Genomic DNA, 12,463 nt, shown 5'->3' on the forward strand with positions numbered 1-12,463 from the left:
ACAGTAATATTAACTCTATGATACTACAAATAAATATAATTGGATAAATGCAATTATTATTGACTTTATAAAGTGAACTTAGTAAAGTATATATTAATAGCGGAATAGTCTGATTTTTCCGTAACTTAATTTTCACGGTTTGTTGTTGTAGAGAGAATGACTACAGGTACAGTGAAATAATACTTATATGAAAGTAGGAGAAACTTTGAGATTAGAAGATTACGTAGTGATTGTAACGGGTGCCGGTCAAGGTATGGGCCAAGGAATTGCACAAGAGTTTGCAAAAGAAGGGGCAACTGTTGTGATTGCTGAACTAAATGTTGCAAATGGTAAGGCAGTTGAAGCTTCAATTAATAATGAAGGTGGGAAGGCACATTTCATTAAAACAGATGTAGCTGATGAAGAGAATATTGAAAATATGGTAAATGAAGTAATTGATCGCTACGGAAAGATAGACACATTAGTAAATAATGCGGGGATTACGTTATTTAAACCATTGCAAGAAATCACTACAGAAGATTGGGATACTGTAATAAATATTGACTTGAAAGGAACTTTTCTTTGTTGTAAATATGTTTCAAAATACATGATGCAAAAAAATAGAGGATCAATAATAAATATTTCCTCTAACCATTCAATTGCAACTTTACCTGATACTGAAGTTTATGCTGCGGCTAAAGCGGGGGTAAACGGAATGAGTAGGAGTATGTCTTTAAGTTTAGGGAAATACGGAATTCGAGTTAATACGATATGTCCTGGTTTTACTGATACACCACATCATCAAAAGTGGCTAAGTAACCAAGAGGACCCGATAGAGGTTAATGAGAACGTACTTTCGCTTCATGCAACACCAAGAATCTCTACTCCTTATGATATTGGGAGATTGGCTGTTTATCTTGCTTCAGATGAAGCTGAAATGGTAACAGGTTCTGATCTTGTAATAGACGGGGGAGTAACCTCGAGATTGTATAATTCTTAAGTAAACAAATCATGTTGATTTTGAATTGTAATAATCCAATGGTTATCTAATATAAAAAAGCTTTTAAATGTGAGGAGGCAAGTGAATGGAAAATAAAGCGATGTTGGTTTTAGATTCTCAATCGACACTTGGGGAAGGACCTCATTGGGATCACCAAAAAAATATATTATATTGGGTAGATATTATAGAAAAAAAATTACATATCCATGACCCGAAAAAAAATGATAATCATACAATTCAATTTGATCAATTTATTGGCGCGGTAGTCCCAGAGCAACCTGAGCAGTTAATATTGGCCATGCAACATGGGCTATATAGGTATAACATTGCTTTGAATCGGCTAACTAAAATATGTGATCCCGAAGAAGATAAAATAAGTAATCGCTTTAATGATGGGAAATGTGATTCAAAGGGACGCTTTTGGGCTGGGACAATGGATTTGGATGGTAAAAAGGATTGTGGTTCGTTATATCGATTTGATACAGACGGGAGGATCACAAAGGTTTTATCACCAGTTAGTATTTCTAACGGTATCGCATGGAGCCCAGATAAAAAATTTATGTACTTTATTGATACTCCTACTAATAAAGTATCTACCTATAAATATGAAGAAACTACGGGGAATATTTCATATCATGGAACTGGTGCGGAAATTCCTGTGGAAATGGGCAGTCCTGATGGAATGACGATAGATGCGGAGGGAATGATTTGGGTAGCACATTGGGGAGGGGCGATGGTTTCTCGCTGGGATCCCTATAGTAGTAAGCTTTTAGATACGATACAAATAGCTGCTAAGAATGTAACTTCCTGTACATTTGGTGGTGAAAATTTGGATGAATTATTTATAACGACTGCAAGGGATGGTCTTAATGAGGATGATCTTGCTGCCTATCCTCAATCAGGAGGGCTATTTAAAGTGAAGACTAGTGTAAAAGGGTTGCCAGCAAATCATTATGGCAGTCAGTAAACCTAGATGAGGTGGGAAAATGGATGTTGTTAGTATAGGAGAAACGATGGTATCGTTTACGCCGAATACAAATGGACAAATGAGATATGCTAAACAATTTACAAAAAGAGTTGCAGGTGCGGAGACTAACACACTGATTGGTTTAGCAAAGCTAGGACATCAGACAGGCTGGATAAGTAGCGTTGGAAATGATGAATTTGGATTTTCTATCCTTTCGTCTATTCGTGGAGAGGGTGTAGATACTTCACAAGTTAATATATCCCTAAATTCACCAACAGGTTTGCTCTTTAAAGAATATTTAAATGAAGATCATATACAAGTTCATTATTACCGAAATTATTCAGCTGCAAGTAAATTAACTCCAAATGATATAAGCGAAGAATATATTGCTAAATCAAAATATCTTTATATTACTGGTATTACACCAGCCTTGAGCGAGTCATGCAAAGAGGCCATCTTTTATTCGATTAATATCGCAAAGCAACATAATGTGCCAGTCATATTTGATCCAAACTTGCGTACAAAGCTGTGGGATGAGGTTATAGCAAAAAAAACACTGTTAGCAATTGCGGAGAATTCTAATATCATTTTACCAGGCCTACAAGAGGGTAAATTCTTATTTAATGAAAGTAGCCCTCAAAAAATTGCCCAGTCCTTTCATGAGCTGGGTGCCGAGAAGGTTGTTATTAAGCTTGGAGAAAAAGGTGCTTATTATTCTACTGGTAGCGAAAGTGATTATGTACCCGCATTCCATATTAAAAAAGTAGTGGATCCCGTTGGTGCAGGGGATGGATTTGCGGCAGGGTTTATTTCTGGGCTTCTTGATGAGTTGCCAATAAGTGAGGCAGTTGCTAGGGCTTGTATAATTGGAGCGGTTGTAACCACTGTAAATGGCGATATTGAAGGTTTACTAGATCGAGAGGGTTTAGCAAAATTTACTCAATCTTTTATATCAGATGAAGTTTTACGTTGATTAGCAGACGAGGAAAAGATTAAGGAGAATACATTATGAATATTTTATCATCAATTCAAGAACAAAAGATCGTAACTATTATTCGAAATGTTCCACCTAGTGACATATTAAAAGTTGTAAGCGCATTGAGTGAAGGTGGAATAAATGTTATAGAAATAACATTAAACTCACCAAATGCACTATCAATGATTAGTGAAGTAACAGCCCAATTCGGGGACAAAGTTATAGTTGGTGCAGGTACAGTACTTGACTCGGAGTCTGCTCGTGCTGCAATTTTAGCAGGTGCAAAGTTTATTGTGTCCCCAACGGTAGATGAAGAAACTATTAAAATGACCAAAAGATATGGTGCTATCAGTATCCCTGGGGCATTCACACCAACAGAAATCCTAAAGGCTTATGAAGCGGGAGGCGATATAATTAAAGTTTTCCCGGCATCTTTAGGCCCTAGTTATATTAAAAATATTCTTGCACCTCTTCCGCAAATACCATTATTACCGACCGGTGGTATAGATGAAACTAACATTAATCAATTTATTAAAGCTGGCGCGATTGGCTGTGGAATCGGGGCATCCCTTGTTAATGCTGATGAAAAAATTACTGAAGAATATTTAACGCAACTAACTAAAAAAGCAAAACGATTGCTCATTGAGGCAAACAAGGGGTAACTAAAGCTTTATAAAAGAAAGGTGGATGAAAAAGTGAAAATCACCAAAATGGAATGCTTTGTAGTGCCTCCTCGTTGGTTATTCCTAAAAATTGAAACTGACTCAGGTATAGTTGGTTGGGGTGAACCAGTGGTCGAAGGAAGAGCTAGGACAGTGAAAGCGGCCGTAGAAGAGTTAAGTGAATATCTTATAGGAAAAGACCCAATGAGAATAGAAGATCATTGGCAAATGTTGTATCGATCTGGTTTTTATCGTGGTGGACCTATTTTTATGAGTGCGATTGCAGGGATTGATCAAGCATTATGGGATATTAAAGGGAAATATTTCAATGCGCCAATTCATCAATTGTTAGGCGGTGCCTGTAGAGAGTCTGTCCGTGTATATTCCTGGATAGGTGGAGATCGACCAGCTGATGTAGGGATTCAAGCCAAGGAAAAGAAGGATGCTGGGTTTACTGCGATTAAAATGAATGGGACAGAAGAACTACAGTATCTAGATTCCCACAAAAAAATTGATGCTCTTATCGAAAGAGTTTCATCTGTGCGTGAAGCAGTTGGAAATGATTTTGGGATTGCAATTGATTTTCATGGTCGCATTCATAAACCATTAGCTAAGTCTATCATAAAGGAACTAGAAGTATTTCGGCCAATGTTTATTGAGGAACCTGTACTTCCGGAGAATAACGAGGCATTACGTGAAATTGCGCATGCTACTACAATACCAATTGCAACAGGTGAGCGTATGTATTCGCGTTGGGATTTTAAGAAGATATTATCTGATGGCTATGTTGATATTATTCAGCCCGACCTCTCTCATGCAGGCGGTATAACAGAGTGCAAAAAGATTTTTGCTATGGCTGAAGCATATGATGTTGCTGTTGCACCACATTGTCCACTAGGCCCAATAGCGCTTTCAGCATGCCTGCAAGTTGATGCAACGGCTCATAATGTTGTTATTCAAGAACAAAGTCTGGGGATTCACTATAATCAGGGTAGTGATTTAATGGATTATCTTCGGGATTCTTCAGTTTTTGAGTATAAGAATGGTTATGTAGATAATCTAAATGGCCCTGGGCTTGGTATTGAAATAGATGAGGATTATGTCCGTCAAAAAGCTGAAGTTGGTCATAACTGGAGAAATCCGGTTTGGAGGCATCAGGATGGAACTATAGCAGAATGGTAGTTTGAGCATCGTGAGTATAATTTTTGAATACTTAGAAAAATGACGTTATTAATAACGTCATTTTTCAGCCGTTTCCATAAGCCCTCAATAAGATAGAGAGGATTGATAATATGCGAGAAAATGACATTGAAGAAGTTATAAGGACATGTGAGCAAATAATTGATGTAACAGATTTCGGGGCTGATCCCACAGGCGTACTAGATAGCACAGAGGCCATTTGGCATGCATTTGAATCGGCGAAAAATATGACAGGTCAAGTTGTGATTAATTTCCCCTATGGAACCTATCAACTTCAAAAAGCAACGGCACAAAGAAGAGAATTCCATACATCAAACACGAGTGTCAAATACCCATTAAAGTATATAGCGCTATTATTGGAGGAGCAAAATCAGGTTATCATCAATGGAAACAAGTCTCTTTTCATGATTCATGGAGACTGTATGGCACTTGCGGTTGTACGTTCTAAAAATATATATCTGCATAACTTTTCATGGGATTTTGCTGATCCTACAACTATTGAAATGACTGTTAATGAGATTGGAGAAATTAATGGTGAGGAATACACTGATTTTTATGTTCCTGCTTGTTTTACATTTTCAGTAGATAAAAATGAGAAAGATGTAACATGGTACAGTGCGATTAACCCTAGCAATGGGGAGTACTATTGGACAGATAAGAATCATAAAGATGCATGGACACTCGTCGCGTATCATCCTGATAGAAACTTAACAAGACGTTATTCTCTGAATTTAGGTCCTTTTTCAGAAGAACGAACAAAGGTTATTAAGCAGAGTGATACGATAATTCGTATTTTTTATGGCGATAAAAGACCATTCTTACATAGACAAGGTCTTGTTTTTGAGTTTTGCTCAACCCCAAGAAGGGAGACAGCAGGAGCATTTATCTGGGAAAGCATAGACACCTCTATTTCTAAAGTGAATGTACACTATATGCACGCATTTGGTTGGTTAACTCAAATGTCACATAATGTTACTTTTATAGATTGTACATTTAAAACAAGGAAAGAGAGTGAACGTTTTACATCTAGTTATGCCGATTTAATCCATGTATCTGGCGCTAGCGGGCATATTCATATCGAAGGTTGTACGTTTAATCACGCACACGATGATCCAATCAATGTTCACGGAACCTTTACTCGAGTTGTGGAGAAAATTGATGATAATACACTGCGGTTAGCTTATATACAAAGTATGACGGCGGGATTCCCTCAGTATTATGTTGGAAATCATGTTGTATTTTATCGTAGAGACACATTGACAACTGGATCTGATGAGGGAGAAAAATATGAAGTTGTCGCCGTTACACATCCGGGACAACATGGAAATGACTTGCGTTCTATGACTGTTACGTTTGATAAACCAATTCCCGATGAATTATTAGAGAAAAGTAATAATGAACCGTTGTTTGTTGCTGAAAATATTACCTTCACACCATCGGTACACATTAAAAATAATCACTTTGAAACAATTTCAACTAGAGGAATTCTATGTACAACAAGGAAAAAGGTTGTTATTGAACATAACACATTTAAGCATATGGCTATGGACTCGATATATTTATCGAACGATTCGGAATTTTGGTATGAGTCTGGTCCGATTACCGATCTTACAATACAATCGAATACATTTTATGTTGCTAAAGTTGGGAATGCAAAGTGGAGAAATGCCGCGATACGAATAGATCCAATTACAATGGGAAATAATATCCCCCCATATACAAATGCGATACACAAAAATATTAAGATTAAAGACAATAATTTTTATATTGAAGAGGAATCGGTTCTTGTAGCAAAAAGTGTTGATGGGCTATCCTTTACAAATAACAATATATATTCCTATCGACCTGAAGTAAATCCATTACTGCCCGAAACAATTATTGGTGAGGAAATAAAAGAAGAGAAACATCTAAAAACATTCGAATTAATTGGCTGTCAAAATGTCAACATAGTAAATAATGAGTATGAAGAAAATTATAATCCATCGCTTTCATTCTCAAAAATGCCGATGAGCAATATTAAAGAAAACGGCATAAAAGATAGAGGAAGTAGACTGATACATTGATATGAGACACATCACTAGTGTTACGTAATTTTTAACACATTTTTCAGTCTCTATATTCGATTTATTATTCGAAAAAAGGTAATTATTCTGATTGAGGTAGCGCCACCCTATTTGTTGTTTTATACAAATAGGCAGAGGCGACAGTAGAAAAAACTTAGAAGTTGATGGGGTGGAGAAATGAAGAAAGTAAGAATTGGCATAGTTGCCAACTTACCGATGCTCTATCCATTTTTACAAAGGCACTTCGTGAAAGACGTTATGATAGGTTCACTAAAAGGCTAAAAGGGGAGAATGATTTGAAGAGAAGATATATTTCAAGTGTAGCAGCAACATTGTTGTTAACAGCGGGTATTTTGGGGGCTTGTTCGAAAGAGGAAGGGACTGCTGAAAAAAGTGCTAATGCCGATAAGGTAAATGCAACAGGGATGCCAATTGTGGACGAAAAGATTCAAGTCGATGGATTTGCGGCAAAATTCTTTGCTTCACAAGACTGGAACAAACTTATGCTTTGGGAAGAGTATGAGAAAATATCGAACATTGAAGTAGATTGGAACACTGTACAAACAGAAGGATTGGTAGAGAAACGCAACTTGATGCTTGCATCGGGCGATTATCCTGAGTTTTTCTTCGCTTCAGCCGTACCGAAAACAGATTTGATTAAATACGGAGAACAGGGTGTATTCTTGCCATTAAATGACTATATCGATAAATACGCACCGAATTTCAAAGCAATACTTGAGGAGTATCCTTCAGTGAAACAAGGTGTTACGATGGCGGATGGTCATATCTATGGTTTCCCTGCAATTTATGATCCAGAGTACGATGTTTTACGTGCCGATACACCGTGGATTAGGAAGGATTGGCTCGATAAATTAGATCTAAAGGAGCCTGAAACGCCAGATGAATTATACAAAGTGTTGAAAGCGTTTAAAGAACAAGATCCGAATGGTAATGGCAAAGCGGATGAGCTTGGATGGGGAACCGGCTATGGTATTGACACATTGATAAGCTATTTGCGTGGAACCTATGGCTTGAACAAACAAGGGGGTATGAATAAAAACTTAGACTTTAAAGAAGGTACCGAAGAGTTTCGTTTTATTCCAGCTACAGATGAATATAAGGAATTAATAACATTCTTGCACAAGCTATATAAAGAAGGGCTTATTAATAAAGATGTGTTCTCAACCGAACCACATGTATTCGCTGCCGAAGAATCGAAAGGGAATTTTGGTATGATAAGTGGTGTTAACCCAAAAGAAACGCAAAAAATCGACGGCTATGTTGGTGCACCGGTTCTTGAAGGTCCTACGGGGGAACGTGTTATTAACGATATGTCCAATGGACTCGGTAATCTTGGGATGTTCGTTTTGACGGATAAAGCAAAGAACCCTGAAGCAATGGTCCGCTGGATGGATCATTTCTATGGGGATGAAGGTAGTAAAATGTTCTTCATGGGCTTCGAGGGAGTCACGTATGAAGAAGATGCGGAAGGAAACGTAAAGTATTTACCTGAAATCACGGATAATCAGAAAGGCTTAAATCAAGATCAAGCTATTAGTGAATACCTAACTTGGCCTGGGGGCTATTATCCGGGGATTGTTAAAGAAAAATACTTCCCAGCATCAGAAAGTACCGTTGCAAATTCTGCGAAAGCAAAACCTTACTTTATGAAAGATGAAGACATTATTCCAGGGCTCAACTATACACTGGACGAAAACGACAAGGTAAGTGCAATTATGACAGATGTTCAAACATATGTTGATGAAATGACTGCTGCTTTCATTACAGGGAAACAAGACTTTGGCAAGTGGGAAGACTATAAGAAAACGCTTGATAAGATGGGATTACAATCGTATCTTGAGACTGCTCAAGGAGCATACGACCGTATGCAAAAACAAAAATAAAAATAAGAGTAAAACTCATACGAAGATTTTCCTTCGTATGAGTTTTATTTTTTAAGGGAAGTTAGTCACTTGGGTACAAACGGATGGAACATGAGGCACCTGTAATTTTTATCCGAACGAACAGCATCGATTGGTATATACTAAAACTATTCTAATAACCAGCCTTTTTTAAAATCTGCTTAAAATAAAAGCGATACGTATTTCTGACAAACGTGTCTAAAGGTAATCCAACATCCAATTGATACTTCGTAAAAATAAAATAAAATCGCTTATCCATTTTAAACGTAATAGTTCCCCTGCACCTTCACCATATTTCTCCGTATATTTCACAATTAAAGGTTCAATCATATCGTAACAATAGTCTATATTGAGTTTCTTCCTATTAAAAAGGAGATTTATTACTACTCTAAAAGTTTGCTTATTTTTATACACTTAGTTTTCTAATTATGTAGGCAAGCTCTTGTATTAAATAAATTTATTAATTGCAGATTTTAAAGGTTCTTTTGTAGTCGTTCGGTACACCGAGAGCAGGTAACCCAGCTCGTAATGCGGCTGGAAGTAGTACTGCGCCAAGTAACGCAACCGCTGGAGACGGCCAGAAGAACCATGAAATGATCATCATTAAAATACCAATAATCCAGAAGGCAAGAGTCGGGTTTTTGAAGAACTTTGTAAAAGGCGCAATCATGACTTCATTAATGCCAGACTTTGATAACACAGAGCTCATAGCGACAATAATAGATATGATTAAAATGGTCGACATTAATTCAGTAATTGCATAGATAAAACTATTAAAAACGCCACTTATGGAGGCAGTTAAACTCCCTGTTGCGAAAATTGCTAGCATGAAAATGCCAATAATACAAATGAGGGTAGTATCTCGACGCTTCACCATAAACCCAATAATCAAAACAATAAAGACAACATAAATCCAATGGAGAGCTGTAAATTCTATAACCATACTTTTCCCCCTCTAATAGGTCTGATTATAGAATATGAAGGGTTATAAATATGTTGCCTACTGCCCGGATCTAAATTTTTTGTATGGGCTAAATGGATGAAATGTATATTTTTTTATTAATAAATCTGCGGAGTTCTTTAAGTGAAAAGCCATTAAAAGTGCAATAATTGACGTTTGGCTATTGAACATCTATAATGAAAATAATAAGAAAATTGAATATAATAATCCTCCGTTTAAGGGGAGTAGCTATACAATAAAATCGTCAATACAGGATGAATATCCTCGGTTTTATTGGCAACTTTTGATAGTTGTTTGCGAGACCTTACCGATTTTTTGGTAAGGTCTTTTTTATGAAAAGGCGTATAACCGACAAATCGGTTATACGCCTTTTCTAGTTTAAAATAATGAATACTACAGAATGGAGTTGTTATTATTCTTAAATTCCACGAGCTTGCTGCAAGTGTGAAAATTGGATCTGACAATCAACATACGCTACTCGACTATGACAAATCATTATCATTAATTGGTCAGGGGAGAAGTGCCTATGTATTTAGAATAAAACAAACAGGAAAAGCGATGAAAGTATTTTTTCCTGATTATATGTATATTGCTGAGGAAGAAGCAGAAATCTATAAAGTAATTCAGGGAATCACTTATTATCCAACTCTTTATGATGCAGGGTCAAATTATTTAGTTATTGATTATATAGAAGGAACTACGCTTTTTGACTGTCTAACAAATGGTATTCCAATCTCTCAAGCTGTCGTCAAAGATATTGATGTCGCTTTGCAATTAGCTAAGCAAGAAGGATTAAATCCATCTGATGTTCATTTAAGAAACATCTTAATTACATCAGATCAACAAGTAAAGATTATAGACGTGGCTAGATTTCGACAAACGAAAGACTGCAGACAATGGCTCGATTTGAAAAAGGCGTTTTACTGTTATTATGAAAAACGCTATTTTCCAAAGAAGATTCCAGAATGCATGTTAAATGGTATTGCTAGGATTTATAAAAAGAATATTTTTAAATAATTGATACAAAGAATAAAGGGCTATCCAATAACTGATAGCCCTATCACATATCTATTTTACTGACGAAAACCAACTGTTCCACTTATCCTTTGTGGTTTCGTAAACACCATCTTGTTTTGTTTTAAGATAATAAGTTGTTCCTATTTCAGCATCGCTTAAATCTTTGTAGGCAACTATTTTTTTGTATTCTATTCGCTTCCCAATATAAGCTTGCACTGTTGATGGTAAGCCAGGTGTTTGGGATACTTTAAAAGCTGAGCCAAATTCATCAACTTTAAACGCAACAAGTTTCGTTATTGTTTCCAATTTCCCATTTATTTTCGTTTTCTCGGTGACTATTTTATACACTTTGGCTTGACCTTCTGCTGTGTAATAGTCATAAGTCGTAATAAGTGGCTTAGGTGATAGCGGAATGATTGATGTCTCTGCATGTACTATATCAATTTCGCCATTAGGTGCTGAAACGCCTGTTAGAACAATACCACTTGCTAATAATCCAGTAACGAGTGTTTTGACAACTTTCATTTCAATACCAACTCCTTGTGTGAGTATAACTTTTTAAGTGAATACTTTGAATTCAAAAATATTATACCCAAAAAAGTTTTTAATAACCTAAGTGGCTGGCATTTATTAATCTTTTTAGCTTTCCAAATAGTCCATCTATCTTTTTCGATAAAGTTCTTATTATCGTTTGAAGCCAACTGTTCTTTAATATACAATACGAGTTCTTCAAGTTGCTTGTCACTTAAGTCATGTAGAATGGATCGACCTGTTCTATTTAATAAATCTGTTTCTAAATCAGCTAGCACTTTATAGGTCTTTCTTGTTTCCCAAAACGAAAACTCTTGCGTATCTTTGAAACCTGCTGCTAGTAATGTTTGAATGACTTTTTCACTTGAATGTCTTCTTTCAGTTTCTTTACTCACTAAGGATGGATATTTAGAGAAAAAATAACCTCTAATGTGGGTAGAACTTCCTTCAAGGATGCAATCTTCAGGTGTTCTATCTTGAATGATGAAAATACCACCTGGTTTTAACAATTGAAAAGCTTCTTTAAAACAACTCTCCAAATCATTAATATGATGGATGAGTGCTCTTTCTAAAATAATGTCATAGTGTTCTTTTTTTAGTTGAGTATTTAAGGCATTACCTAAATGGAAATTGACGTTGGTATAACTTTTACAGTTCTCTTTGGCAGAAGACAAAATTTCCTTAGAAAAATCTAATCCCGTAACAAAAGAAGCGCCCATTTCTGCAAATGCTTTTGTGTAAATACCTCCACCACATCCAATATCTAAAACGTTTTTACCTTCAATCTCACAAATTGACTGGATCATATTCACCCATGTATCATCTGCTTGTCGTTTGGCATAAGTAGAACGGTTATCCTGACTATGAAAATCAATCGTCATAAAAAGACCTCCAATTCTTATTAACGTTAAGATAATTGTGAACCTAAATCAGTGATAAGTAAATGTTATTTATATTATAATAATCGATCAATATTTCTTATGCTTAATTTTTAAGTAATTATTAATAAACTCCGTAAAAAAACGCTCACTCTCAATGAGTGAGCGAAACTAAAAATAAGGGCTATAAAAGGAAGATTTCTCCTTAACTATATACTTAATTAACAGAAAAGTCTATCATTTAACATCTATTTTTTGTAAAATATTTCGTTGGGCAAAATAAATGTGAATAAAACATTCAAATGAG

General features: G+C 36.0%; 10 protein-coding genes and 1 pseudogene. 8 read left to right on the forward strand and 3 right to left on the reverse strand.

The features are described from left to right. Positions 1-205: 205 nt before the first annotated feature. The 7 genes from AC3IS5_RS08030 to AC3IS5_RS08060 all read left to right on the forward strand — a co-directional run bounded on the left by AC3IS5_RS08030 (position 206) and on the right by AC3IS5_RS08060 (position 8,751). Positions 206-979: an SDR family NAD(P)-dependent oxidoreductase gene (locus AC3IS5_RS08030; protein WP_489427316.1), complete on the forward strand. Its 774-nt coding sequence runs from the start codon at positions 206-208 to the stop codon at positions 977-979. 85 nt (positions 980-1,064) lie between these two features. Next, entirely contained in the window at positions 1,065-1,946 is an 882-nt protein-coding gene (locus AC3IS5_RS08035; RefSeq protein ID WP_489427317.1) for an SMP-30/gluconolactonase/LRE family protein, read from the forward strand. A 19-nt stretch (positions 1,947-1,965) separates the two neighbouring features. Next, positions 1,966-2,919 (forward strand): sugar kinase, encoded by a 954-nt coding sequence (locus AC3IS5_RS08040; RefSeq protein ID WP_489427318.1) that lies wholly within the window; start codon positions 1,966-1,968, stop codon positions 2,917-2,919. Positions 2,920-2,954: 35 nt separating this feature from the next. Then, positions 2,955-3,584, forward strand: coding sequence for a bifunctional 4-hydroxy-2-oxoglutarate aldolase/2-dehydro-3-deoxy-phosphogluconate aldolase (locus AC3IS5_RS08045; RefSeq protein WP_489427319.1), 630 nt, complete (start codon positions 2,955-2,957; stop codon positions 3,582-3,584). Between the two features lie 33 nt (positions 3,585-3,617). Then, entirely contained in the window at positions 3,618-4,766 is a 1,149-nt protein-coding gene (gene dgoD, locus AC3IS5_RS08050) for a galactonate dehydratase (protein ID WP_489427320.1), read from the forward strand. A 110-nt stretch (positions 4,767-4,876) separates the two neighbouring features. Next, a complete protein-coding gene (locus tag AC3IS5_RS08055) occupies positions 4,877-6,847 on the forward strand; it encodes a glycosyl hydrolase family 28-related protein (RefSeq protein ID WP_489427321.1) in 1,971 nt (656 codons plus the stop codon). A 296-nt stretch (positions 6,848-7,143) separates the two neighbouring features. Continuing rightward, the gene (locus AC3IS5_RS08060; protein WP_489427322.1) at positions 7,144-8,751 is read left to right on the forward strand and encodes an extracellular solute-binding protein; all 1,608 of its coding nucleotides are present in this window, start codon (positions 7,144-7,146) and stop codon (positions 8,749-8,751) included. A 517-nt stretch (positions 8,752-9,268) separates the two neighbouring features. Here AC3IS5_RS08060 and AC3IS5_RS08065 read toward each other — a convergent pair. Further along, positions 9,269-9,712 (reverse strand): annotated as a pseudogene (locus AC3IS5_RS08065) (hypothetical protein); the annotation flags it as partial. A gap of 462 nt (positions 9,713-10,174) precedes the next feature. Between AC3IS5_RS08065 and AC3IS5_RS08070 the strand changes: the two are divergent. Then, positions 10,175-10,747 carry a protein kinase family protein gene (locus tag AC3IS5_RS08070; protein WP_489427323.1) on the forward strand — a complete coding sequence of 191 codons (573 nt, stop codon included), beginning with the start codon at positions 10,175-10,177 and terminating at the stop codon, positions 10,745-10,747. A 51-nt stretch (positions 10,748-10,798) separates the two neighbouring features. On the opposite strand, the gene AC3IS5_RS08075 is transcribed toward AC3IS5_RS08070, so the two are convergent. Together AC3IS5_RS08075 and AC3IS5_RS08080 are read right to left on the reverse strand one after the other, a co-directional pair. Next, positions 10,799-11,272 carry a hypothetical protein gene (locus AC3IS5_RS08075; RefSeq protein WP_489427324.1) on the reverse strand — a complete coding sequence of 158 codons (474 nt, stop codon included), beginning with the start codon at positions 11,270-11,272 and terminating at the stop codon, positions 10,799-10,801. Then, positions 11,269-12,159, reverse strand: a complete 891-nt coding sequence (locus tag AC3IS5_RS08080) for a methyltransferase domain-containing protein (protein ID WP_489427325.1) — start codon at positions 12,157-12,159, stop codon at positions 11,269-11,271. Before AC3IS5_RS08080 ends, AC3IS5_RS08075 begins: the two co-directional genes overlap by 4 nt. Between the last annotated feature and the right edge of the window lie 304 nt (positions 12,160-12,463).

The organism is Viridibacillus sp. KH_047 (assembly GCF_057838945.1).

What these genes read in the sequence shown, in the direction of transcription:
- AC3IS5_RS08075 (WP_489427324.1), bottom strand. Translation starts at nt 11,272, where the DNA reads ATGAAAGTTGTCAAAACACTCGTTACTGGATTATTAGCAAGTGGTATT.
- AC3IS5_RS08080 (WP_489427325.1), bottom strand. Translation starts at nt 12,159, where the DNA reads ATGACGATTGATTTTCATAGTCAGGATAACCGTTCTACTTATGCCAAA.
- AC3IS5_RS08035 (WP_489427317.1), top strand. Translation starts at nt 1,065, where the DNA reads ATGGAAAATAAAGCGATGTTGGTTTTAGATTCTCAATCGACACTTGGG.
- AC3IS5_RS08040 (WP_489427318.1), top strand. Translation starts at nt 1,966, where the DNA reads ATGGATGTTGTTAGTATAGGAGAAACGATGGTATCGTTTACGCCGAAT.
- AC3IS5_RS08045 (WP_489427319.1), top strand. Translation starts at nt 2,955, where the DNA reads ATGAATATTTTATCATCAATTCAAGAACAAAAGATCGTAACTATTATT.
- AC3IS5_RS08055 (WP_489427321.1), top strand. Translation starts at nt 4,877, where the DNA reads ATGCGAGAAAATGACATTGAAGAAGTTATAAGGACATGTGAGCAAATA.